This is a genomic window from Bradyrhizobium sp. PUT101 (assembly GCF_052043945.1).
Taxonomy (GTDB): Bacteria; Pseudomonadota; Alphaproteobacteria; order Rhizobiales; family Xanthobacteraceae; genus Bradyrhizobium.
Genome location: NZ_CP197207.1, coordinates 3,094,460 through 3,117,883 on the forward strand (window position 1 = coordinate 3,094,460; position 23,424 = coordinate 3,117,883).

Below are 23,424 nucleotides of genomic sequence, written 5' to 3' on the forward strand. Positions count from 1 at the left end.
CCGCGCTTGAACCGGCGGGGCGAATGGTTAGTTTGGGGGACGGCGAATCGCCTCTTTTCGCCCCTCCTCAAGACAGACATGGCCACTTTCACCCCGCATCAGGATGCCGCGCTCAAGGCCGTTGGCGACTGGCTCAAGGCCAAGCCGGGCCGTAACGGCACGCCGCCGGTGTTCCGCCTGTTCGGCTTTGCCGGCACCGGCAAGACCACGCTGGCGCGGCACATCGCCGATGGCGTCGATGGCGAGGTGAAGTTCGCCGCCTTCACCGGCAAGGCTGCTCTGGTCATGCGCAACAAGGGCTGCGACGACGCGTCCACCATCCACTCGCTGATCTACCGCGCCCGCGAATCCGGCGAGGAGCAGCCGAGCTTCGAGCTCTGGGACGACGCGCCGGCCTCGAAGGCGAAGCTGATCGTGATCGACGAATGCTCGATGGTCGATGCCGAATTGGGGCGCGACCTGATGTCGTTCGACTGCCCTCTCCTGGTGCTGGGCGATCCCGCGCAACTGCCGCCGATCCAGGGCGGCGGCTTCTTCACCAACACCTCACCGGATGCGATGCTTACCGAGGTGCACCGCCAGGCCCAGGACGACCCCATCGTGCGGATGTCGATGGACGTCCGCGAGGGCCGCGAGCTCGATATCGGCCGTTATGGCGAGAGCGAGGTGGTGTCGCGGAAAGAGCTCGATCCCGATCGCGTCATGGGCGCCGACCAGGTCCTGGTCGGCCGCAACAACACAAGGCGCGCCTACAATATGCGGGTGCGCCAGCGCCAGAACATCGAGGACGCCTTTCCCGTCGCCGGCGACAAGCTGGTGTGCCTGCGCAACAACCGCAAGAAGGGCCTGTTCAACGGCGGCCTGTGGCGCGTGAAGTCGCGCAACACCTCGCGCTCGAAATCACGCATTCTCAGCATGCGGTTGTCGCCGGACGAGGATTTCGGCCACAAGGTGACGAAGGTCTCGGTGCGCGCCGACTGCTTCGAGGGCGGCATCGAGCAGATCGCCTGGGAGCAGCGCAAGCCCTATGACGAGTTCGACTACGGCTACGTGCTGACCGTGCACAAGTCGCAGGGCTCGCAATGGGACGATGTCGTGCTGTTCGACGAGAGCTTTGCGTTTCAGGAGTCCCGGGCGCGGTGGCTCTATACCGGCATCACGCGGGCGGCGAAGCGGCTGAGCGTGGTGGTGTAGAACTCGCCAATCTCCGGGTGAGCGGCTTCACCGAGATGCATTCACTGCCCGCTAGGCTTTGCGATGTATCCGTACGAAAACCGCATTGGAGTGGAGCGAATGACGGCGCGCGCAACAAAGCCCGAGCATCCCGAAACCGGTCTCGATAGTCTCGCTGCGAGCCGTCGGGACTTCCTGAAATCGGCGAGCGCGGCAGCCGGTTCGCTCGCGCTGTCGATCACGGCTCCAGGGATTGCCCTTGCGGTGCCGGGCGGATCGGTGCGAATCTCGAAGGAGCGGCTCAATACGCTGGCGGCAAAATTCTATGCCGTCTTCAACGAAGGCAATATTCTGCCGGCGAGCTTTGCCGACAAATATGCGGCGCGCCATGACGTGGAGCTGAGGCGCATCGTCACCTTCACGCGCATCCCGGAGACGGGAGAACGCATCAAGGTCAGCGGCCTGCTTGCCGTCCCGGCGGGCGCGCGCGGCGCTGTTCCGGTGTTGTCATGGCAGCACGGCACGATCCTCTCGTTCGACCAGGTCCCCTCGAACCTGCTGCGGCTGGCCGACGAGACATATGAACTGCGCGACAATGTCGATTCGATCGAGACCTTGTTCAACATCCAGCGATTCGCCGGCAACGGCTATGCCGTCGTCGCGGCCGACTATGTCGGCAAGGGCCCCTATCGCAATGGCCGGAGCGAAGCCTATGCCGTGAAGGGCGCGACCGTGCAATGCTGCCTCGGCATCCTGAAGGCGGGACTGCTCGAACTGCGAAAGCTCGGCCTGCGCCAATCATCCCTGTTCCTGAACGGTTGGTCGCAAGGCGCCCTGAACACGCAGTGGCTGAAACAGGAGTTGCAGCGCCGCGGCATCAAGGTGCGGGCGGCTGCGACAGAGAGTCCGTTCAACAATCTCGCCGAGAGCTTCCACTACTGGGCGAACCCGCGAGCCTATCTTCCAGCCTCGGAAAGCTCGTATCCGATGCCGCCGGCCTGGATCACGCCTTGCATGATCGTCCTGCTCGGCAGCTATCGGCGCTACTACGGGCTCAATGATCTGTTCAAGACCGCGATCAAGCCGCAATATCAGGCCTTTGCGGAAAAATACTGGTCCGATTACAGCCTCGAGGGCGAGATCGCGAAGAGCATTCCTCCCGCCGGCGATTTCCTGTCCGACGGCTTCTTCGAGCGCTTCACCAACGACACGAACAGCAAGCTCATGCGCCGGCTGGGCGACAATGGCACGACGTTCTGGGACTACGATTCCCCGATCAAGTTCTACTACGGACTGGCCGACGAGGCCTTGCCGCCGCGCCTGGTGCAGCCGGCCGTCGCCGCCGGTGGGCACTTCGCCGGCGGCGTTCCGGTCAAGGGCGCGAGCCACCGCGGCACCTTCCTGGCGAGCCTGTATGGCGAAAGCACCGTTCTGAACGGATCTCCGACGGCGTTCGACTGGTTCAATACGCTGGCGTGAGCGGGACGGCGCGCCGGCCGCCGGCGCACCTCACGGACTCGTGTCCGGCCGCCCGTAACAGCGGGGCGGGGCAGTCGTATCTTCGGCAGCGACAATGCCGGCGAGGCTATTCGCCCGCGCCGGCCCGCCTTAGACTGCACACCCTTGCCAGAGGATCCGCCATGCGCCGACCTGCCCTCGCCTTCCTGCTCGCCGCAACCACCGCCCTGACGCTGGCCTTTGCCGTGCCGTCACGCGCCGCGGAGGAGGCGGTCGTGATCCCCGCTCCCGCATTGGACGCGGCGCCAGCGAGCGGCATCCAGACCGCCGTGGTCGCCGGCGGCTGCTTCTGGGGCGTGCAAGGCGTCTTCCAGCACACCGCAGGCGTCGTCAACGCGGTCTCCGGCTATGCCGGCGGCACCAAGGCGACCGCCGACTACCAGACCGTCTCGAGCGGCCGCACCGGCCACGCGGAGTCGGTCGAGATCAAGTACGACCCGAAGAAGATCTCCTACGGCAAGATCCTCCAGATCTACTTCTCGGTGGTGCACGACCCGACCCAGCTCAACCGCCAGGGCCCCGACGTCGGCCCGCAATATCGCTCGGCCATCTTCACCGCCTCGGACGAGCAGAAGAAGGTGGCGGAGGCCTATATCGCCCAGCTCAACGCGGCCCGCGTCTTCAACAAGCCGATCGTGACCAAGATCGGCGCGCTGGAGGCATTCTACCCGGCAGAAGCCTATCACCAGGACTATCTGACGCTGCACCCGAACCAGCCCTACATCGCCTACAACGACATCCCGAAGGTCGAGAACCTGAAAAAGCTGTTCGCGGATAACTACATTGAGAAGCCGACGCTGGTGAATGCCAGCAAGGCCACCAACTGATCGAGATCACGAAAGAAACGGGAGACCCATGCCCGACACCAAAACGAAGATCACGGACGACAAGGTCATCAAGAGCGAAGAGCAGTGGCGGCGCGAACTGACGCCGATGCAGTACGCCGTGCTGCGCGAGAAGGCGACCGAACGTCCCTTCTCAGGCGAGTACGAGCACGACGAGCGCGCCGGCACCTATGTCTGCGCCGGCTGCGGAAATGTGCTGTTCTCTTCCGACGCCAAGTTCGATTCCGGCTGTGGCTGGCCGAGCTTCACCCAGCCCACGGTCGACAGCCATGTCGACGAGGAGCGGGATACGAGTCACGGCATGATCCGCACCGAGGTGCTCTGCGCCAAATGCAGCGGTCATCTCGGCCATGTCTTCCCCGACGGCCCCGGGCCGACGGGGCTGCGCTACTGCATCAACTCGGCGGCGCTGAAGCTCGAGCCCAAATAAGCTTGCCCGCTGCCGGGTTCCCCCGTGGAACCCGGCGGTGTGATGTGCTTTTCTCCCCTGGCGGTGCGGCCGATCAACGCATTCGGCGGCCGCCAGGGAGGATGCCATGACGCTTGGGACCATCCTGATCATCCTGGTGATCATCTATCTGCTCGGCGGCCTGTCCGGCCGGTTCGGCGGCTACGGCTATGGTCTGGGCCATTCCGGCATGGGCATCGGCGGGCTCGTGCTGGTGGTGCTGATCGTGCTGCTGCTTCTTGGTAAAGTGTAAGCCATTTAAGCCATTGAAATAATTTACTTTATTTCGGTCGCGGAGCTGCCATGCGCGGATTCATCATCTCGCGTCGCAGGGGTCGCATTTTTGTCAAATCGGCCTATATTAGAGGACGAAAATGACATGCGGCGGGCCCGCCTGGCGGCTCCTGCCCTTCCCAACCCCACGCGCTTAAAGCCCCAGAGAAGATCACGAGGTCTTTGACCATGCGTCCACTGCGTCCGTTCAACTTCAACACCTCCGCCGAACTCTTTCCCGCCGCGATTCGCAAGAAGAAGCGCGCTGGCTTCACCTATCGCCGGTTCGGCACCGCGGCCGAGGCCGTGCAGTTCGCGATGGAGCAGTTGCCGACGGATTCGCTGAACGGCGCCTATCTCCAGGTCGAGGAAGCCCGCTTCGACCAGAACGGCATCCGCTCGCTCTACGAGAGCGAAGCCTTCCCGCTGCCCCGTCGGCCCAAGCCCGCGCCGGCCGCCGAAACCGACGCCAACGCGGCGTAAGCTTTTCGCAAGCCTCCGATGTGCGCAGAAAGCGCGATGGCCGAAAGGTCGTCGCGCTTTTTGCGTTTGGGGCTTTCATGCTTCCACGGCGTCCTACATCCGCGGCTGCTTTTCCAGCCAGCGGCGCAAGAGCCGCACGTTGCGCATGTTGGCGCGGAACATCACATCGAAGGCGTCGCCCGCGAACGGGACCAGGCCGACCACGCCGTCGAGCGCGACATTGCCGAGCATCCGCGCGGTGATGTACCAGGGCGCCCCCAGCGCGCGGGCCTCGCGGACCAGCCACAGCGAGATCGCCGTGGTGATGATGTCGCCGACGACGGGGATCAGGCCGATCAGCCCGTCGATGCCGTAGCGGATGTTGGTGCCGGGCAGGATGAAGGCGACGTCGAGCAGCCTTGCGACCGCCTCGAGACGTGCGATCCGCTGCTCGCGCGTCAGATTGCCGAACGGGCCCGCTTGCCCGAACTCGAAGCGAAACTCGCGAAATCCCTGCTCCAGGCTTTCGGGCCTGATCTCGCGGCCTTCCTGGTCGATGATCGGCCCGCGCGCTTCAGTCGCCGAGGAGCTCGCGCGCGAGCGGCCCCCGGAACGGGATTTGCGCGGAGCAAGGATATCGTCCTCGGACATGATCATGGCCTTCAGTGAACGCGCCAGCGCGGCGGAGGTTGCTGCCGCGATCGAACGCCGCGCGTCAGGTCGGTGCCGCCGCTGCTTGCGGCTCCTCGACATAGCGATGCACGAGCCAGGATGAAATCGCCGCCGGCACGAACCCGACGAGGCCGTACAGGATGAACTGCACCGCGCCCGAATCCGGCCCGCGCGAGCTGTAGGTCAGCGACGCCAGGACGAAGGCGAACAGGCCGACCAGGAGCATCCGCAAGCCCGGACCGATCCGGCGGATGTGGATCAGGATGTCGTCGAGTGCGCCGATCATCAACGAGGGCAGGAAGCCGAACAGATAGCTGTATTGCAGGGTCTTGAAGAACACCGCGAACAGCTTGCCGACCTCGCCGAGATTGGTCTGAGCCCAATAGCCGGACTGGTAGGTCGTCGTCAGCAGCAGCAGGAACCCGCCCACGAACGGGCCGACCAGCGCAAATACCAGATAGCGTTTCATCGAATGCCCTCACACTTCGCCGGTGTTATAGCAGCGCAACGGGAACCTTGAACAGCGGGGCGCCGGGCTCCGCCCGAGGGGAACAAGTGGCAAGGCGACGAGTTCATGCTGGACCTGAATTTTGCCCTGGCAGATTGGAGCCGTCGATGGCCCGTCAACTCGTTCTGGCGACAATCACGCTGGCAGTCTTGAGCAGTCTCTCGAGCGCCCCCGCTTTCGCCCAAGGCCATATGGGCACGCCCAAGGAGCAGAAGGCCTGCTCGCGGGATGCTTCGCGCTTCTGCCGCAAGGAGCTCGGCAACGACATGGCCGTGCAGGGTTGTCTCCAGGCCAACCGCGCCAAGCTGTCGCGCGCTTGCAGCAAGGTCTTTCAGGGCCACGGCATGTGAGGATCGGAACCCATCCCCCGCAAACGGAGAGTGATGCCATGTTGCGCGACGAACAACTCTCGATCCTGCGGGACATCAGCCAATCCGTTGCGTTTGCCGACGACCGGCAGGGCAAGGTCGGGCAACTGATCGCCGACGGCTACGTGATGAAGGACGGCGATCTGTTCGAGCTCACGGCCAAGGGCGTCAGCGCCGTCGAGGAACACGCCGCTGCTCTCGGCGTGAGCGATGCGGAACAAGCGAGCGCATCCTCCGATCGGCTGATCTGATTGCGCGCGACGTGACTCGCGCGCAACAATTGCGAATTCCTTTGCGCTGACCATTGCAGCCGCGCGCCAATGGCGCATACTTCGCTCGGGCGGCGCAGCACTTTCGATTCGAGCATCAAGAGATCGAGCGACCACATGCGGGACCAAAGTTCCCGGCGTGAAGGCTGTGACGTACGGCAGATCAAGCCGCGTGCGGCGCCCCAAAAACCAAGTGGCTCAAGCCCTAGGAAAAATCGGGGACGTATTCCACATGACACGCCATCAGACGATCGCTTCGCTCTTCGCTTTCGCCGTCACCGGCCTCGCACTCCAGACCTCGCCCGGCCTCGCCTTCTCGTCCGAAGCACAGCAGATGTGCTCGGGCGATGCGATGCGGCTGTGCTCGAGTGAGATCCCTGACATCCCACGGATCACCGCCTGCATGGTGCGGAACAAGTCGCAGGTCAGCCCCGGCTGCCGTGCCGTGATGGACCGCGAGCACGCCGCCGCGGCGGCATCGCGCAAGCGGGAAGCGGCGGCGCGGTAGTCATTCATACGGAATGTCATTCCGGGGCGGTGCGCAGCACCGAACCCGGAATCGATTTCTCTACGTCACGTGCTGCGCAATGGATTCCGGGCTCGTGCTTCGCACGCCCCGGAATGACGGCAGCGCCTCAGTCGCCCCACTGCGCGAAGGCGTCGTTGAAGGCCCGCTCGCCGGGGGCGCCCTTCTCGATGGCGATGATGGCGCGGCGCTGGTTGGCGTAGACCAGCGGCACGTCGAACCAGGAACGCTCCTTCAGGAGCTGGACGTTGCGGGCGCGGTCGGCGTCGACATTGGAGAGGCCGACCAGGAAGAAGCCGTCGGTGACCTTGACCGCGAGGCCTGCGAGCGGCGTGCCGCGCGCCTGCTCGTTCGACTTCATCAGGATGCCCGGCACGTTGGAGACGCTGCCGCCCGGAAAATCCGGCGGCAGGATGAAGGTCAGCTCCGCGGTGTGGCTCGCCGGCAGCGAGGAGTCGGTGTTGCGGCGGAACGACATCGTCATCTTGAACTTGCGGTCGGGGATCTCGATGTCGGCGCGCACGGCGACGTCGGCCTTCTGGTTGCCGGACGCCTTGATCGGCTCGAGCCGCCACACCACCGAGCCGACATATTGCTTGCCCTTCGGGTCGGACGGATCCTCGTCATAGAGCACGACCTTCTGCGCCACCGGCGCGACAGGCTGGTCGCTGGCCGAGGGCTGGCCGACGCGATCCGGAATCTTCGGCTTGCTCTGCGGCTGCGCCGGGCTCGGCGTCTCCACGACCTGAGTCTCGGACGGCTTGAAAAAGCCGTTGACGATCTGGACGGCCTGCTTGCCCCAGAGGATGCCGGCGCCGACCAGGATCAGGACGATGCCGACGGCGATTGCGCTCTTGAACGGAAACGTCGAGCCGGTGCGGACGCGCTTCTTGGCCTCGCGCTCGGGCGCAGCGCGCGGACGCGGCGACGGCGGCGCGTAGCGCTCGGCGTCCTCGATCGCTTCGTCGTAGGAATGGGGCGCCTCGGACTCGCCGGCGCGGTTTTCCAGGCTCGGCTCCAGCCGGTCGAATTCCGGCGAGGGCGAGGGCACGTTGGCATAGGTGCGGCGCGCGGCGCGGCTCGCCTGCGCGGCAGCACCGCCGAGATCGTTGGCATCGGCCGTGATGTCGCGGAAGCCGCGCACGCCCGGTGCCGGCGGCAACGGCGGCGGGGGTCCCATGTCGGGCGGACGGCGCGCGCCGGCGCGATCGCGCCCGGCGGGCGGCGGCTCCGGCGGCGGCGGAGCGGACGGTCCCGGCTGGCGCGGGGCGTCGAAACGGGGAGCGCGGGGCGGGCGCGGGGCCTCGCCCTGGTCATCGACGCTGATTGACGGACGGTCGGCCCGCGGCGGCGGCGGGGCCGGTCGCGTGCGCGGCGGAGCCGGCTGAGATGCGGGAGCGCCACCCTCGCCGGCGCGGGTGCTGGCCCGGCGAAAAGCATCGCCGCTGCTGCCGGAGCGGGCGCCGCCACCGGGGCGAGAGGCCTCGCGGGCACGCTGGGCGGCCTCCGATTCGACCTTGCGGACGGCCTCTTCCAGCGACAGCCGTTCGCGCGTGATCTCGGATTCGGAGAGCGGCGGCTGCACGCTGCGCAGCTGCGCGATCAGCGCCGTGCGCGCCCTCTCATAGAGCGCGCGACGGCTTTCGCCGGGAGCGTTGGGGTCCAAGGCGGCAATAGCGCGGGCGATCAGCGGATAGTAATCAGCCATTTCTACTCAACTATACGCGCGTCCCGGTAAGATATCGTTAAGCCTCAAACGGATTTTGCACGAGGATAGTATCTTCGCGTTCGGGGCTGGTGGAAAGCAGCGCGACCGGGCACCCCACCAATTCCTCAATCCGCCGGACATATTTGATGGCCTGGGCGGGCAGGTCGGCCCAGGACCGCGCGCTGGCGGTCGGCTCCTTCCAGCCCTCGATGGTCTCGTAGATCGGCTCGACCCGGGCTTGGGCGCCCTCGCCGGCCGGAAAATGGTCGATCTCCTTGCCGTCGAGCCTGTAGCCGGTACAGACCTCGATCGAATCGAAGCCGTCGAGGATGTCGAGCTTGGTCAGCGCGAGGCCGTTGATGCCGCAGGTCCGAACCGCCTGGCGGACCAGCACGGCGTCGAACCACCCGCAGCGGCGCGGACGGCCGGTATTGGTGCCGAACTCGCGGCCGCGCTCGCCGATCTTGCGGCCGATCTCGTTGTCCTGCTCGGTCGGGAACGGGCCCTGGCCAACGCGGGTCGTGTAGGCCTTGCACAGGCCGAGCACGTAGCCGACCGCGCCGGGGCCGAGGCCCGAGCCGGTCGCGGCCTGCGCCGCCACCGTATTGGACGAGGTGACGTAGGGATAGGTGCCGTGGTCGACGTCGAGCAGCGCGCCTTGTGCGCCCTCGAACAGCATGCGCTTGCCTTCGCGCCGCTTGATGTCGAGCAGCCGCCACACCGTCTCGGCATAGGGCAGGAGCTGCGGCGCCAGCGCGGTCAGTTCCTTCAGGATCTCCTTGCCGTCGAACTCCGGCAGATTGAGGCCGCGGCGCAATGCGTTGTGATGGGCAAGAAGGCGGTCGATCTTGTGCGGAAGCGTGTCGAGATCGGCGAGATCCATCAGGCGGATGGCGCGGCGACCGACCTTGTCCTCATAGGCAGGTCCAATGCCGCGGCGCGTCGTGCCGATCGCGGTCGCCGCGCTGGCGGATTCGCGGTGCGCATCGAGCTCGCGGTGCAGCGGCAGGATCAGCGTGACGTTTTCCGCGACGCGCAGGTTGTCAGGGCTGACATCGACGCCCTGCGCCCTCAGCTTGGTGACCTCGTCGAGGAAGGCGGTGGGATCGAACACGACGCCGTTGCCGATCACCGACAGCTTGCCCTCACGCAGCACGCCGGAGGGCAGCAGCGCGAGCTTGTAGGTCTTGCCGTTGATCACCAGCGTGTGGCCGGCGTTATGACCGCCCTGGAAGCGGACGACGATATCGGCCTGCTCCGACAACCAGTCGACGATCTTGCCCTTCCCTTCGTCGCCCCACTGGGCGCCGACGACGACAACATTGGCCATGCGCGGGTAATCCTTCGAAGATTTCTCTGTAAGTGGCACGATCCGAACGGAAAACCGGGACCCACTTTTCCGGGATCATGCCTGCGCCCAGCCCAATTCCCGGCCGAGGCCGTTCGCACGCGAGGCAGCCCAACCGGATAAAGGAAGCAGCCTCTCTAGGCAAGCAAGAACGGGGCTTTTTTCAGGCCCAGCGCGCACTCCAAGCCTTTGATATCCCCGGAAAATCCAGAAACCTTCCAGGCCGGCGCAATGGCTTCGGCCAAACCGTGAGAGGCCGCCTTCGCCGCTGCATGGTCGCGATGCGTCCGCCCCCCATTGATGCAACCTCGATTTCCGTGTCTCTGGACAGCGCCGGGTGATCAGCCGGCCCGGGTCTCGCCGGGCCGGGGGCTTCGGCGTACTCCACGCGGGGCCCCAACAGCCACAATGTCCGCCACCGGCCACACCACGAGCGCGGAAACATCCGGACACAGCTGGATCGCCAACCAGCCTTATCTGCTGCTCAGCATCACCGCGCTGTGCTGGGCCGGCAACGCCATCGTCGGGCGGCTCGCCGCCGGACACATTCCGCCGGTCACGCTGTCGTTCCTACGCTGGTTCTTCGCCTTCCTGCTGGTGCTGCCGTTTGCCTTCAAGCACCTCGTGCAGGACTGGCCGGCGATCCGCGGCAAGCTCGGCCTGATGATCACGCTCTCGGTCACCGGCATCGGCGCCTTCAACACGCTGCAATATTGGGCGCTGGAGCATACCCAGGCGCTCAATACGCTGCTGCTCCAGTCGGCCGCGCCGCTGCTCGTGGCGCTGTGGTCGCTGGCCATTCTCGGCATCCGGCTCACCGCGGCGCAGGCCCTCGGTGTGCTGCTGTCGATGTGCGGCGTGCTGATCATCCTGCTGCATGGCGACTTCACCACGCTGTCGAACATCGACTTAAACAAGGGCGACCTGATCTTCCTCCTCGCGCTCTTGATCTTCGCGCTCTATTCGGTGCTGACGCTGAAGCGGCCGCCGATGCACGGCCTCTCGTTCCTCGCCTTCACCTTCGGCTGCGGCGCCGCCTGTCTCATTCCGCTGGAGATCTGGGAACTGTCCGCACGTCCGGTCATGAAGCTCGACGGGCCGAACCTGCTGACCCTGTTCTACGTCGCCGTTTTCCCCTCGGCGCTCGCCTATCTCTGCTTCAATCGCGGCGTGCGCCTGATCGGCGCCAACCGCGCCGCGCCGTTTTTCCACGTCGTGCCGGTGTTCGGTTCGATCATGGCGATGGCGTTTCTGGGCGAACACCCGCAGGCGTTCCACTTCATCGGCTTCGCGTTGGTGCTGGCGGGCGTGTTCGCAGCGTCAAGGAAGCAGGCAACATAGCCGCATGCTACTTCTTGAACTTGCTGTAGGCTTCGCTGGTCGCGATGATGACGTGCTCGGCGCAGCCGTTGACGCGATGCGGATCGGCCTCGCGCTCGTAAGCCTCCGACGTCATCATGTCGAGAAAGGCCGAGACTGTCGGATAATAGACCAGCGCCACAAAGTCCCATTCGTTGCCGTCGTGCGGACCGAGTGCGACCGTCCTGGCCTCGCCGGTCCAGAGCAGCGTGCCGCCGCGTGCCCTGATCATCGGCACCGTGACCGCACTGTAACGAAGATAGGCATCCCAGCCGGACCCGTCGCCGTCGCGCGAACGCGCATGGAAACGCATCAGGTTCAGCATCACCACCGGCGCCTGCGGATCGAGTTGCTCCAGGCCCTCAACGTTCAACATATTGACCGCCAATGGCACCTCCTCGGGTCATGCCTGCATTGTAGCATTGCGGCCCTGTGACTTGTGTCACAACGGCAATCCGGCGCAAGCTTTCACTCAACGCAATGACGACCGCTTCGCCCGCGCCACCGGCCTCGAATCCGGCCAGTTGGCTCAACAACCAGCCTTATCTGCTGCTCAGCCTGACCTCGCTGTTCTGGGCCGGCAACATCGTGCTCGCACGCCATGTCGGCGCGCATGTGCCGCCGCTGACGGTGACGACGATCCGCTGGTACGGTGTGTTCCTGATCCTGTTGCCGTTCGCCTGGCCACATCTGAAGCGCGACTGGCCTGCCCTGCGCAAGAGCCTGCCGCTGATGCTGTTCCTGTCGCTGGTCGGCTTTGCCTTCAACAACGCGATCTCGTACTGGGCGATGCAATACACCGAGGCGCTGAACGCGCTCCTGATCCAGTCGGCGGGTCCCCTGTTCGTGGCGTTGTGGTCGCTGGTGCTGTTCGGCGTGCGGCTGACGGGCGCGCAGCTCGGCGGCATCGCGATCTCGCTTCTCGGCGTGCTGATCATCATCCTCCGCGGCGATCTCTCCGCGCTTGCGAGCATCAGCTTCAACAGGGGCGACATGATGTTCGCCTCGTCGCTGGTGGCGTTCGGCATCTACTCCGCCGTCATCCCGCGGCGGCCGAAGATCCATCAGCTCTCCTTCCTGTCCTTCACCACCTGCTGCGGCGCGACGATGCTGCTGCCGACGGCGATCTGGGAGGCAGCAAGCGGCCGCGTGCTGCAATTCGACCTGATGACGCTGGCGACGCTGGGCTACATCCTGATCTTTCCCTCCACCCTCGCCTACCTCTTCTTCAACCGCGGCGTGGCGCTGATCGGGCCTAACCGGGCGGCGCCGTTCTTCCATCTGGTGCCGGTGTTCGGCTCCGCGATGGCGATCCTGCTGCTCGGTGAAAAGCTCCAGCCGTTCCACCTGATCGGCTACGCGCTGGTGCTCGCCGGCGTCGTGATCGCATCGCGCCAGGGCTCGGCGGTGAAGTAATTCCGCGTGACGGACGCGCTCACGAGCTGCAGCCACCTTTCGAATCCGGTTCGGACAAGCTAGGTTCCCCGCCAACGAAAAAGAGGGAACGACCAAATATGATTTCAGCGTTGATTCGAAACCTGCGGACCGTCGGCGCGGCCGCATTTTGCCTTGCCGCAGCATCCACGGCTCAAGCCGACAACTATCCCAGCCGCAACATCACGCTGGTGCTGCCGTTTGCGGCCGGCAGCGGCACCGACACCACGACGCGGCTGATCTCGCAGCACCTGTCGCAAGCGCTCGGCGTCGGCATCGTGATCGAGAACAAGGCCGGCGCCAATGGCATGCTCGCCGCGAGCTATGTCGCGAAGGCCGCCCCCGACGGCTACACGCTGCTGGTGACGACCAACACCACGCATTCGGCCAATCCCTATCTGCTCAAGAGCCTCACTTACGATCCGGTCAAGGATTTCACCCCGATCGCGCGCACCGGCGACCTGCCGTTCATGCTGGTCGTCAATCCGGAGGTACCGGCCAAGACCGTCGGCGAGCTCGTCGCGTACGGCAAGGCCAATCCGGGCAAGCTGAGCTACGCCTCGGGCTCGTCGTCGGCGATCGTGTCGGGTGCGACCTTCGCGCACAATGCCGGGCTCGACCTCCTGCACGTGCCCTACAAGAGCTCGCCGCCGGCTCTCAACGACGTCATGGGCGGTCGCGTCTCGATGATGTTCGTCGACATCCTGACCGGGCTGCCCCACGTCAACGGCAACGCGCTGCGCGCGCTCGCCGTCACCACCAAGAACCGCTCGCCGCTGGTGCCGCACCTGCCCTCGATGCAGGAGGCCGGCGTGCCGGATTTCGACATCTCGTCCTGGCAGGGCTATTTCGGCCCCGCCGGCATGCCGAAGGAGATCGTGACGCGGCTGAACGCGGAGATCCGCAAGATCATCGAGAATCCGGAGATCAAGGCCAAGCTCGCCACGCTCGGCATGGACGCCTTCTCGGGCACGCCGGAAGAACTCCAGGCGTTCGTGAACGATCAGCTCGTGCTGTGGGAGAAGCTGATCACGAACGCGAAGATCGAGAAGCAGTAGGCACGCGCAAATGCCACGTACTCTACATCTCCCGTCATGGCCGGGCTTGTCCCGGCCATCCACGTCTGTCTGCGCGCGCGGTGCCCACGAACGTGGATGCCCGGGACAAGCCCGGGCATGACGACGGCGTAGAGTTTTTGCGCCGCGAGTTACGCCGCGCGCACCTTGGCGAGGAAGTTGTCGACGGCGGAGCGGAGCGCGCCGGACTGGTTGTCCAACTCGCGGGCGTTGGAGAGCACGTCGGTGGCCGCGCTGCCGGTCGCTTCCGCGGCCGAGGTGACGCTGCCGATATGGGCGTTGATTTCGCTCGAGCCGGCGGCGACCGACTGGATGTTGCGGGCGATCTCGCGGGTCGCCTCGCCCTGCTGCTCGATCGATGCGGAAATGCCCGCGGTGATCTCGCTCATCTCCGCGATCGTCTGGGTGATGCCGGAGATGGCCGCGACCGCGTCGCTGGTCGAGGTCTGCATCGCCGCGACCTGCGCCGAGATCTCCTCGGTCGCCTTCGCGGTCTGGTTGGCGAGCGCCTTGACCTCGGAGGCGACCACGGCGAAGCCGCGGCCGGACTCGCCGGCGCGGGCCGCTTCGATGGTGGCGTTGAGCGCGAGCAGGTTGGTCTGCGCCGCGATCGAGTGGATCAGCTTGACGACCTCGCCGATCTTCTCGGCGCCCGAGGAGAGCACCTGAACCGTGGCGTTGGTACGCTCGGCGTCGTTGACGGCGCGGCTCGCCACCTCGGTCGAGCGCGTGACCTGGCGGGAGATTTCCGCAACCGAGCTCGATAGCTCTTCGGCGGCCGCCGCGACCGTGCCGACATTGCCGGAGGCCTTTTGCGAGGCAGCGCCGACCGTCGCCGCACGCGACGAGGCGTCGCTGGCGGTTGCAGTCATCGACTGCGCGGTGGTCTGCATTCCGGCCGCGGCCGAGGAGACCGAGCGGACGATGCCGTTGACGCTGCGTTCGAAGTCGTTGGCCAGACCTTCCATCGTATTGCGACGTTCCGTCGCGGCACGCTCCTGCGCAGCCGCCTCGGTTTGCTCAAGCTCGCGGATCTTCTCCGCGTTGTTCTTGAAAATCTGGACGGTGGCGGCCATCGCGCCGACTTCGTCGCCCCGGCCAAGGCCGGGGATATCGCCTTCGAGCCTGCCGTCGGCCAGTTCCTTCATGCGGGCGCCGAGCAGGCTCAGCGGACGGCTGATGCTGCGGCCGATCAGCCAGGCCACGCCGCCGGCCACGAGCATGATGCCGACCAGGGAGAGACCGAGCAGCCAGGCGACCGGCGCCAGCTTGGCATCGAGATCGTCGAGATACACCCCGGTGCCGACGAACATGTTCCAGGCGGGAATCGCCACAGCATAGGACAGCTTGCGGGTAACGACCTTCTCGCCGGGTCTGTAATATTCATAGCGCAGCGTGACGTCGCCCTTGGCGGCGATACCGTCGCGCAGCTCGCGGGTAAGCTTGCGGCCATTGGTTGCGATGTCGAGGCGGTTGGTGCCGAACTGCTTCGGGTCGGGCGTCAGCACGGCGACGCCGTCCATCGTGTAGGCAAATATGTAGCCCGAGCCGTTGTCATAGGTCATCGAACTGCCGCGGCGGACGAACTCAGCAATCGCCGCGTCCTTGGTCAGCTGTCCGGCATCGACCTGCTTCTGCAGGCCCAGCGCCATATTGCGCGACATTTCAACCATGGCCCTGGTCTGCTCGAAGCGGGCATCCAGCAACTCCCGCTGCATCAAGTACGCCGCCAGCGCTCCAGCCACGCACAGTCCCAGCATGGCGACGCCGACAAGAATGCCGAGCTTCGGGGCGATCTTCAGATTGCTAAATTTCACGGATTGGCTCCGGCAATGATGGGACACGGCGTGACGGGATCGTCGGAAAATCGAATCAACTTCTAGTGTGGGAGGCCTTATCAAGTTACTTACGCCTCTCCGTAGAAGCCCGGACGCCGCCGTCAAAACCGGCAATTTATCTCGCCGGCAACAACCGGGGATTGTACGCGACCGCCCCGATTTCGCGTAAAAGACGCACAGGCCTGCCCGCGGAGGCAGGTCACAACAAGAAACCAAATCGGGAGCGGAAAATGCCGAAATACAGGGTGGTGACGCCGAAGGGCGCGAGCTTCACCGTCGCGGGCAGCGATTATTCCTACGAGCGCGAGGCGCTCGATCCGATCGACGCCGAGATCGTCGAGGCGCCCGCCGACGAGGCCGGGTTCATCGCCGCCGCGAAAAATGCCGACGCCATCTACGCCAAGGGCATCCCGATCACCAGGTCGATCATCGACGCGCTGGAGAGCTGCAAGGTCATCACGCTCGGCTCGGTCGGCGTCGACAGTGTCGACGTCAAGGCCGCCACCGCCCGCGGAATTCCGGTCACCAACATCCCCGACACCTTCATCGAGGAGGTCGCCGACCACGCCATGATGCTGCTGCTCGCGGGCTTCCGTCGCCTGGTCGAGCAGGACAGGATGGTGCGGAGCGGCCGCTGGGCCGAGGGCCGGCCGGCACTGCTCAAGGTCCCGAGGCTGATGGGCCAGACGCTCGGCTTCATCTCGTTCGGCCGCGTGGCACGTGCAGTTGCGAAGCGCGCGGCGCCGTTCGGCCTGCGCATGATGGCCTATGATCCGTTCATCCAGGAAACCCTGATGTACGACCACGGCGTCATCCCGGCGACGCTGAACGAGGTGCTGTCGCAATCCGACTTCATCTCGATGCATGCACCGGCCCGCCCCGAGGTGCATCACATGCTGACCGAGAAGCACTTTCGGCAGATGAAGAAGGGCTCGATCTTCATCAACACCGGTCGCGGCGCCACCGTGGACGAGGAGAGCCTGATCAAGGCGCTGCAAGAGGGCTGGATCGCGCATGCCGCCCTCGACGTGCTGGAGAAGGAACCGCCCTCGCACAACAATCCGCTGCTGGGCATGGAGAACGTGACCCTGACAGCCCACGTCGCCTCGGCCTCGGCACGGTTTGACGAGGCACGCAAGCGCCGCGTGGGCTACGAATTGTCACTGGTGCTCCAGGGCATGTGGCCGGTAAGCTGCGTCAATCCGTCGGTGCTGCAGAACACCGCGCTCCGCCGCTGGCAGCCCGTCAGCATGGACCGGGGACCGAACAGCTAGGCGGCCGGCGTAGAACGCGCCGACGACCGAAACGGCCCTTCACCGGCGATCAACGCCAGGAAGGGAACATCATAGGGAGGTACTCATGAGGAACGACATCACACGTCGTGATGCCTTGGCGCTGGGCCTGTCCGCTGCAACGCTCGCGGCCACCGGTGCTGCAGCGCAAACATCCAAGATCAAGGCCGCCGACGTGGCGGCACCCAAGCGCGAGATCGAGAAGGGCGCATCCTTGCGCATGCTGCGCCCGGTGCGCTTCGTCCAGGCGGACGAGGACGTGTTCCGCGCCAACGCGGCAAAGTTCACCAAGGAGACCGGGGTCGAGGTCAAGGTCGACTTCGTCGGCTGGGAAGACATCAACCAGCAGACCGCGGTGACCGCCAATTCCGGCGCCGGTCCCGACATCATCATCGGCTTCTCGGATGCGCCGCACATCTATATCGACAAGCTGATCGAGCTGACCGACGTCGCCGACTATGTCGGCAAGCGGTATGGCGGCTGGCTGCCGCTGGCGCAGCGCTACGGCAAGAAGAACAAGAGCAACGCCTGGATCGGTCTGCCGTTCGGCGCGACCGCCGGTCCCCTGATCTACCGCAAATCCATCCTGCAATCGGTCGGATTCGACAAGGTGCCGGAAGACCACGCCGGGATCCTCGATTTGTGCCAGAAGCTGCACAAGGCCGGCAAGCCGGCCGGCTTCGCGCTTGGCAACGCCAAGGGCGATGGCAACGGCTTTGCGAGCTGGGCGCTGTGGTCGCACAACGGGTCCCTGCTCGACGAGGATGGCAACGTCGTCATCAACAGCAAGGAGACCATCGCCGCGCTGAACTGGGTGAAGCGGTTGTACCCGACCTTCATCGCCGGCACGACATCGTGGAACGACGTCAGCAACAACCGCGCCTATTCCTCGCAGGAGATTTCCCTGACCGCCAACGGCGTGTCGCTGTACTTCTCGCTGAAGAACGATCCGGCGACCAAGGCGATCGCCGACGACAGCGAGCATCAATTGCTGCCGAAGGGCCTGGCCAAGGTCTCGCCGATGGCGGGCCTGACGCTGAACGCGATGGTGTTCAAGCACAGCCAGTATCCCAACGCCGCCAAGGCCTTCCTGCAATACATGCTGGAAAAGGACCAGTACGAGCCGTGGCTCAACGCCAACTCCGGCTATTGGTCCCAGCCGCTGGCCGCCTATGCCGAGGCCGCCGTGTGGTCGCAGGATCCCAAGGTGAAGCTGTTCAAGGACACGATGAACAGCACCTATTACGACGGCTACAAAGGCCCGATCTCGACGGCGACGGGTGCCGTCAGCGCAGACTACGTGCTGATCCAGATGTTCTCGTCCGTCGCGACTGGCGGCGCCACGCCGGAGGCCGCGGCCGCCGAAGCCGAGCAGCGCTGCAAGCGGTACTTCCGGCGGCAGAACCGGTAAGGCGGCTGAGCAGCCGTCGTTGCGAGCGAAGCGAAGCAGTCCAGGGCGTGTCCGCGGTGACAGTCTGGATTGCTTCGTCGCAGCGCAAAATTGCTACGCAATTTTGTCGCTTCGCTCCTCGCAATGACGGTGTGGTGACTTTCAACGACAGGACAACAAACTGATGTCCGTGACGACCTTCTCTTCTCCGGCACTGGCGCAGCGGCAGCCGAACTGGCTGGTGCGGCTGTTCGACTACAAGCCGTTCCTGATCGTGATGTGTCTCGCGCCGGCGATCGGGCTGCTCTCGGTGTTCCTGACCTATCCGCTCGGCCTCGGCATCTGGCTCGCTTTCACCGACACCACGATCGGCCGGCGTGGCATCTACGTCGGCCTGGAGAACTTCCAGTACCTGCTCACCGACTCCCTGTGGTGGAACGCGGTGTTCTACAGCGTCCTCTACACGGCCGTCGCGACCTTCGGGAAGTTCGCCCTCGGCTTCTGGCTCGCGCTGCTGCTCAACAACCATTTTCCGTTCAAGAGCGTGCTGCGTGCGATCATCCTGTTGCCCTGGATCGTGCCGACCGTGCTCTCGGCGCTGGCGTTCTGGTGGATCTACGATCCCCAGTTCTCGATCATCTCCTACCTGCTGGTCGACGTGCTGCATTGGCGCGACAGCAATGTCGACTTCCTCGGTTCGCCCTGGCCGGCCCGCTTCTCCCTGATCGCCGCCAATATCTGGCGCGGCATTCCCTTCGTCGCGATCTCGCTGCTCGCAGGCCTGCAGACCATCTCGCCCTCGCTGTACGAGGCGGCGATGCTCGACGGCGCCAGCGCCTGGCAGCGCTTCCGCTACATCACCTTCCCGATGATGATGCCGATCCTCGCCATCGTCATGACCTTCTCGATCATCTTCACCTTCACCGACTTCCAGCTCGTTTACGCGATCACCCGCGGTGGCCCCGGCAACTCGACCCACCTGCTGGCAACGCTGGCCTTCCAGCGCGGCATCGCCGGCGGAGAGCTCGGCGAAGGTGCGGCGATCGCGGTGTCGATGATCCCGTTCCTGGTGTTCGCGACGCTGTTCTCCTATTTCGGCCTGGCGCGCCGCAAATGGCAGCAGGGAGAGGCCAATGACTGACACCGTCGCGCAACCGACCGCGGACGCCAAAGCCGCGCCCGACACCATGGCCTGGGATTCCGGGCTGCGGCGGCTGATGATGATCTATCTGCCGCTCGCCTGCTTCGTGCTCATCCTGCTGTTCCCGTTCTACTGGATGGCGATCACCTCGTTCAAGCCGAACGCGGAGCTGATGAATTACAAGGAGCACAATCCGTTCTGGATCTCCTCGCCGACATTGGCGCACATCAAGCATCTGCTGTTCAACACCGCCTATCCGCGCTGGCTGTGGACGACGATGCTGGTGGCGATCGGGTCGACCACGCTGTCGCTGATCGCGAGCACGCTGGCCGCCTATTCCATCGAACGGCTGCGCTTCCGCGGCAGCCCCTATGTGGGCCTCGGCATCTATCTCGCCTATCTGGTGCCGCCGTCGATCCTGTTCATTCCGCTCGCCACCGTCGTGGTGCAGTTCGGCCTGTTCGACTCACCGCTTGCCCTGATCCTGGTCTATCCGACCTTCCTGGTGCCGTTCTGCACCTGGCTCCTGATCGGCTATTTCAAGTCGATCCCCTACGAGCTCGAGGAATGCGCGCTGGTCGACGGTGCCACACGGCTGCAGATCCTGCGGCGGATCACGCTGCCGCTCGCAGTGCCCGGGCTGATCTCGGCCGGCATCTTCTCCTTCACGCTGTCCTGGAACGAGTTCATCTACGCGCTCGCCTTCATCCAGAGCGGCGCCAACAAGACGGTGCCGGTCGCGATCCTGACCGAGCTCGTCACCGGCGACGTCTACCAGTGGGGCGCACTGATGGCGGGATCGCTGCTCGGCTCGCTGCCGGTGGCGATCTTCTATTCGCTGTTCGTGGACTACTACGTGTCCTCGCTGACCGGCGCGGTGAAGGAATAGCGGAACTAGGCCAGCCGCGCCTTGAGGCGCGGCGTGGCCCAATCGAGAAAAGCGCGGAGCTTGAGCGGCGCAGGCTTTCGCTCCGTGTAGACGATATGCACCGGCCAGAGCTCCTGCTCGAATGCCTCCAGCATGGCTGTCGACGCCGATACAATCGTGCGACGGGAGATCGGCGGGTTCGCCCGTGTGCCCCCCATTTCGCACTCGAGGACAAGCTCGACGAGATGGTCCCGCTGGTCCGCGACTTCCTTGGTCGAAAGATGATCTAGATCCATCGTCCGATCATTCGAAGGGAGCGACATCCCTGCGCCGCGAACCGACGCGGGGATGAATAGATTGGGGCTGCGGCGTTTGGCCCGGCTTCACAAAACTGCAATGCACCGTCCGCATAAGGCGTGCGTCCGCTAACAGGAGACGCACATGCGCGCGACTTTTCTCAGCACCGTCGCAACGATCATTCTCACCGCCAGTTCTGCGCTGGCGCAGAGCGAAGGCGAATTCCCGGCCAAGCTCGCCGGCCACGTGGTGATGCCGGCCAGCTCGTTCATCGACGCGCCGGCTGACGCACCCGCCGATCTCAAGACCGCAGGCAAATATACCACCGGCAAGCGGGTCGACGCGCTTGGCACCGTCATGGGCAAGTCCTACGAGCGACCGACCGGCGTGTCGCTGCCGTTCAAGGGCCAGCCGCTCCAGGGGCATTCGGGCATCAAGACCATGCCCGACGGCAGCTTCTGGGTCATCACCGACAACGGCATGGGTGCGCGCGCCAACTCGCCGGACTCGATGCTGTACCTGAACCGGTACAAGATGGATTGGGCGAGCGGCAAGATCGAGCGACAGGAAACCATCTTCCTGCACGATCCCGACAAGAAGGTGCCGTTCCGCATCGTGCATGAGGATACCCAGAAGCGCTATCTCACCGGCTCCGATTTCGACACCGAAGGCTTCCAGATCGTCGGCGACACCTTCTGGATCGGCGACGAGTTCGGCCCCTATATCCTGAAGGCCGACAAGTCGGGCAAGATCCTCGGCGTGTTCGACACGGTTGCCGACGGCAAGCCGGTGCGCTCGCCGGACAATTGGGCCGTCGCGACGCCCGGTGCGCCAGGGGCGACCTACACCAATGTCAATCTCCGCCGCTCCAAGGGCTATGAGGGCTTCGCCTCGTCGAAAGACGGCAAGTTCCTCTACGGCCTGCTCGAAGGACCGCTGTGGGATGCCGAGAAGAAGGATTGGGAGAAGGTCGACGGCAAGGAAGCCGCCCGCATCCTCGAATTCGACGTCGCCGCGCAGAAATTCACCGGGCGCTACTGGCAGTATGTGTTCGAGCAGAACGGCAACGCCATCGGCGACTTCAACATGATCGACCCGACCAACGGTCTCATCATCGAGCGCGACAACGGCGAAGGCACGGCCGACAAGGCCTGCCCGCAAGGCACCCGCGGCGAGAACTGCTTCCCTGACCTCGCCAAGTTCAAGCGCGTCTACAAGATCGAGCTCTCCGACGCCAATGTCGGCAAGCCCGTGCGCAAGATCGGCTATATCGACCTGATGAAGATCAGGGATCCCGACAAGAAGGCGAGGAAGCCGCTCAATGACGGCGTCTACACCTTCCCGTTCTTCACCATCGAGAACGTCGATCGTGTCGACGAAACCCATATCATCGTCGGCAACGACAACAACCTGCCGTTCTCCTCCAGCCGCGATCCCAACAAGGCCGATGACAACGAGTTCGTTCTGCTCGAGGTCGCGGATTTCCTGAAGGCGAAGTAGCAGATCGGCCTCTCCACAGCTGCCACAAGCTCCGCTATGCGTCCCCGCGAAAGCCGGGACGCATAGCCACAGGGAGCGGTGGTCGAACGAGATCGGAATTGCCGATCTTCGTCAATTTACGCCTCGTGGTTATGGGATCTGCGCTGACGCTTCTCCGGGACGACGTCTGAGTTCGTGGAGACTGCCCGCTACCTCACCGTGAACTCCACCGGGATCGTAAAACTCATCGAGCCGGTCTTGATCTCATCCGGAAACGGCGGGAACGGCGAGGCCTGGCGGATCATCGCCATGGCCTGCGCGTCGAAGGCGGCGACGCCGGACGAGCCGCCGAGGCGGCTGGACGTGACTTGCCCGCTGCGGCTGAGGGTGAAGCGCGCTGGCCACCCCCACCTGACGGATATTGATGGAAGCGCATCAGATGCGCGCGGACGCGCTGATTGTAGGATGCAATCGCGGAGGCCGTCACACCCGCAGTCATGGCGGATAACATCGGCGCCTCGCGCCGAACTTGACCTCGTGACCGAGGGCCGGCCGCACCGTCAGCTTCATCAACCCGGTCTCGACCTGGTTGCCGGTGTTGCCGATCTCGGTGCCGTTGCCGTCCTTGTAGTTGCCTTGCGTGCGGTAGACCGCGCCGCCGAAGATATCGACGTCGGGCGTGGCGCGCACGCCGCCGAAACACCGAGCCCAGGCCGCGATTGTTGTTGGACCCGTAGGAGCCCGAGAGATCGACGCCCCAGCGCTCGCCGGGGCGCAGCACGTCGTTGATGTCCTTGGTGCGGAACGAGACCAGGCCGCCGATCGCGCCGGAGCCGTAGATGTCGGCGGTCGGTCCGCGCACGACGTCGACGCCGCCGATCAACTCGGGATCGAGGAAGAAGGGACCGTTGGCATTGTGCCCGGTACGCTGATAGTTCTGCCGCGCTCCGTCGACGACCACGGCGACGCGCCCGAAATCAGGGCGCGCGAATACCTGGCCCCGTCAGCCATATCAGCCTCAGCCAGCAATTCACTTTAGTTTTGGAGTCTCTTGGCGTGCGTTCGCAACGCGAACGGCTGGTTGGCTGATTTGCTCAAACCGCGGAGACGTCACCCGGTGCCATAATTGGTT

General features: G+C 64.8%; 25 protein-coding genes and 1 pseudogene. 17 read left to right on the plus strand and 9 right to left on the minus strand.

The features are described from left to right. Window positions 1–78: 78 nt before the first annotated feature. From ACSHT2_RS15235 to ACSHT2_RS15260, 6 genes are all read left to right on the plus strand, one after another. Window positions 79–1,194: an ATP-dependent DNA helicase gene (locus ACSHT2_RS15235; protein WP_440642281.1), complete on the plus strand. Its 1,116-nt coding sequence runs from the start codon at window positions 79–81 to the stop codon at window positions 1,192–1,194. 99 nt (window positions 1,195–1,293) lie between these two features. After that, window positions 1,294–2,652: a twin-arginine translocation signal domain-containing protein gene (locus ACSHT2_RS15240; protein ID WP_440642282.1), complete on the plus strand. Its 1,359-nt coding sequence runs from the start codon at window positions 1,294–1,296 to the stop codon at window positions 2,650–2,652. Between the two features lie 161 nt (window positions 2,653–2,813). Continuing rightward, window positions 2,814–3,518 (plus strand): peptide-methionine (S)-S-oxide reductase MsrA, encoded by a 705-nt coding sequence (msrA, locus tag ACSHT2_RS15245; RefSeq protein WP_440642283.1) that lies wholly within the window; start codon window positions 2,814–2,816, stop codon window positions 3,516–3,518. A gap of 28 nt (window positions 3,519–3,546) precedes the next feature. After that, a complete protein-coding gene (gene msrB, locus ACSHT2_RS15250) occupies window positions 3,547–3,966 on the plus strand; it encodes a peptide-methionine (R)-S-oxide reductase MsrB (RefSeq protein WP_440642284.1) in 420 nt (139 codons plus the stop codon). A 106-nt stretch (window positions 3,967–4,072) separates the two neighbouring features. Continuing rightward, a complete protein-coding gene (locus ACSHT2_RS15255; RefSeq protein WP_440642285.1) occupies window positions 4,073–4,237 on the plus strand; it encodes a DUF3309 family protein in 165 nt (54 codons plus the stop codon). 209 nt (window positions 4,238–4,446) lie between these two features. After that, complete coding sequence (locus tag ACSHT2_RS15260) at window positions 4,447–4,740, plus strand: hypothetical protein (RefSeq protein ID WP_319331506.1); 294 nt, start codon at window positions 4,447–4,449, stop codon at window positions 4,738–4,740. Window positions 4,741–4,833: 93 nt separating this feature from the next. Here ACSHT2_RS15260 and ACSHT2_RS15265 read toward each other — a convergent pair whose 3' ends face one another. Then, window positions 4,834–5,376, minus strand: a complete 543-nt coding sequence (locus tag ACSHT2_RS15265) for a DUF4112 domain-containing protein (RefSeq protein ID WP_440642846.1) — start codon at window positions 5,374–5,376, stop codon at window positions 4,834–4,836. A gap of 58 nt (window positions 5,377–5,434) precedes the next feature. After that, window positions 5,435–5,860 carry a DUF5413 family protein gene (locus tag ACSHT2_RS15270; RefSeq protein WP_440642286.1) on the minus strand — a complete coding sequence of 142 codons (426 nt, stop codon included), beginning with the start codon at window positions 5,858–5,860 and terminating at the stop codon, window positions 5,435–5,437. 146 nt (window positions 5,861–6,006) lie between these two features. On the opposite strand from ACSHT2_RS15270, the gene ACSHT2_RS15275 reads away from it, so the two are divergent. The 3 genes from ACSHT2_RS15275 to ACSHT2_RS15285 all read left to right on the plus strand — a co-directional run bounded on the left by ACSHT2_RS15275 (window position 6,007) and on the right by ACSHT2_RS15285 (window position 7,044). Beyond that, window positions 6,007–6,249, plus strand: coding sequence for a hypothetical protein (locus tag ACSHT2_RS15275; protein ID WP_440642287.1), 243 nt, complete (start codon window positions 6,007–6,009; stop codon window positions 6,247–6,249). Window positions 6,250–6,287: 38 nt separating this feature from the next. Continuing rightward, window positions 6,288–6,518, plus strand: coding sequence for a hypothetical protein (locus ACSHT2_RS15280; protein WP_440642288.1), 231 nt, complete (start codon window positions 6,288–6,290; stop codon window positions 6,516–6,518). Window positions 6,519–6,768: 250 nt separating this feature from the next. Further along, window positions 6,769–7,044, plus strand: a complete 276-nt coding sequence (locus tag ACSHT2_RS15285) for a hypothetical protein (protein ID WP_245454621.1) — start codon at window positions 6,769–6,771, stop codon at window positions 7,042–7,044. A gap of 127 nt (window positions 7,045–7,171) precedes the next feature. On the opposite strand, the gene ACSHT2_RS15290 is transcribed toward ACSHT2_RS15285, so the two are convergent. Together ACSHT2_RS15290 and ACSHT2_RS15295 are read right to left on the minus strand one after the other, a co-directional pair. Beyond that, window positions 7,172–8,770: a hypothetical protein gene (locus ACSHT2_RS15290; protein WP_440642289.1), complete on the minus strand. Its 1,599-nt coding sequence runs from the start codon at window positions 8,768–8,770 to the stop codon at window positions 7,172–7,174. A gap of 37 nt (window positions 8,771–8,807) precedes the next feature. Then, complete coding sequence (locus tag ACSHT2_RS15295) at window positions 8,808–10,100, minus strand: adenylosuccinate synthase (RefSeq protein ID WP_440642290.1); 1,293 nt, start codon at window positions 10,098–10,100, stop codon at window positions 8,808–8,810. A 426-nt stretch (window positions 10,101–10,526) separates the two neighbouring features. On the opposite strand from ACSHT2_RS15295, the gene ACSHT2_RS15300 reads away from it, so the two are divergent. Beyond that, window positions 10,527–11,459: a DMT family transporter gene (locus ACSHT2_RS15300; protein ID WP_440642291.1), complete on the plus strand. Its 933-nt coding sequence runs from the start codon at window positions 10,527–10,529 to the stop codon at window positions 11,457–11,459. Between the two features lie 7 nt (window positions 11,460–11,466). Here the strand turns inward: ACSHT2_RS15300 and ACSHT2_RS15305 are convergent, their stop codons facing one another. Further along, complete coding sequence (locus ACSHT2_RS15305; protein ID WP_440642292.1) at window positions 11,467–11,853, minus strand: DUF1330 domain-containing protein; 387 nt, start codon at window positions 11,851–11,853, stop codon at window positions 11,467–11,469. Window positions 11,854–11,957: 104 nt separating this feature from the next. Here ACSHT2_RS15305 and ACSHT2_RS15310 point away from each other — a divergent pair, with 104 nt between their 5' ends. Then, the gene (locus ACSHT2_RS15310; RefSeq protein ID WP_440642293.1) at window positions 11,958–12,893 is read left to right on the plus strand and encodes a DMT family transporter; all 936 of its coding nucleotides are present in this window, start codon (window positions 11,958–11,960) and stop codon (window positions 12,891–12,893) included. 98 nt (window positions 12,894–12,991) lie between these two features. Next, window positions 12,992–13,969, plus strand: a complete 978-nt coding sequence (locus ACSHT2_RS15315) for a Bug family tripartite tricarboxylate transporter substrate binding protein (protein WP_440642294.1) — start codon at window positions 12,992–12,994, stop codon at window positions 13,967–13,969. A 149-nt stretch (window positions 13,970–14,118) separates the two neighbouring features. On the opposite strand, the gene ACSHT2_RS15320 is transcribed toward ACSHT2_RS15315, so the two are convergent. Next, complete coding sequence (locus tag ACSHT2_RS15320; RefSeq protein ID WP_440642295.1) at window positions 14,119–15,804, minus strand: methyl-accepting chemotaxis protein; 1,686 nt, start codon at window positions 15,802–15,804, stop codon at window positions 14,119–14,121. Between the two features lie 251 nt (window positions 15,805–16,055). On the opposite strand from ACSHT2_RS15320, the gene ACSHT2_RS15325 reads away from it, so the two are divergent. The 4 genes from ACSHT2_RS15325 to ACSHT2_RS15340 all read left to right on the plus strand — a co-directional run bounded on the left by ACSHT2_RS15325 (window position 16,056) and on the right by ACSHT2_RS15340 (window position 20,537). Beyond that, window positions 16,056–17,099 carry a C-terminal binding protein gene (locus tag ACSHT2_RS15325; protein ID WP_440642296.1) on the plus strand — a complete coding sequence of 348 codons (1,044 nt, stop codon included), beginning with the start codon at window positions 16,056–16,058 and terminating at the stop codon, window positions 17,097–17,099. Window positions 17,100–17,184: 85 nt separating this feature from the next. After that, window positions 17,185–18,528 carry an ABC transporter substrate-binding protein gene (locus ACSHT2_RS15330; protein ID WP_440642297.1) on the plus strand — a complete coding sequence of 448 codons (1,344 nt, stop codon included), beginning with the start codon at window positions 17,185–17,187 and terminating at the stop codon, window positions 18,526–18,528. 163 nt (window positions 18,529–18,691) lie between these two features. Further along, complete coding sequence (locus ACSHT2_RS15335; protein ID WP_440642298.1) at window positions 18,692–19,648, plus strand: carbohydrate ABC transporter permease; 957 nt, start codon at window positions 18,692–18,694, stop codon at window positions 19,646–19,648. Next, window positions 19,641–20,537 carry a carbohydrate ABC transporter permease gene (locus ACSHT2_RS15340; protein ID WP_440642299.1) on the plus strand — a complete coding sequence of 299 codons (897 nt, stop codon included), beginning with the start codon at window positions 19,641–19,643 and terminating at the stop codon, window positions 20,535–20,537. Before ACSHT2_RS15335 ends, ACSHT2_RS15340 begins: the two co-directional genes overlap by 8 nt. Before the next feature lie 5 nt (window positions 20,538–20,542). Here the strand turns inward: ACSHT2_RS15340 and ACSHT2_RS15345 are convergent, their stop codons facing one another. Beyond that, window positions 20,543–20,812 (minus strand): hypothetical protein, encoded by a 270-nt coding sequence (locus ACSHT2_RS15345; RefSeq protein ID WP_440642300.1) that lies wholly within the window; start codon window positions 20,810–20,812, stop codon window positions 20,543–20,545. A gap of 145 nt (window positions 20,813–20,957) precedes the next feature. Between ACSHT2_RS15345 and ACSHT2_RS15350 the strand changes: the two genes are divergently transcribed. Further along, window positions 20,958–22,313, plus strand: coding sequence for an esterase-like activity of phytase family protein (locus ACSHT2_RS15350; protein WP_440642301.1), 1,356 nt, complete (start codon window positions 20,958–20,960; stop codon window positions 22,311–22,313). 188 nt (window positions 22,314–22,501) lie between these two features. Here ACSHT2_RS15350 and ACSHT2_RS15355 read toward each other — a convergent pair whose 3' ends face one another. Both ACSHT2_RS15355 and ACSHT2_RS15360 read right to left on the minus strand, forming a co-directional pair. Further along, a complete protein-coding gene (locus ACSHT2_RS15355) occupies window positions 22,502–22,798 on the minus strand; it encodes an energy transducer TonB family protein (RefSeq protein WP_440642847.1) in 297 nt (98 codons plus the stop codon). A 16-nt stretch (window positions 22,799–22,814) separates the two neighbouring features. Then, window positions 22,815–23,271 (minus strand): annotated as a pseudogene (locus ACSHT2_RS15360) (TonB-dependent receptor plug domain-containing protein); the annotation flags it as partial. Window positions 23,272–23,424: the final 153 nt, after the last annotated feature.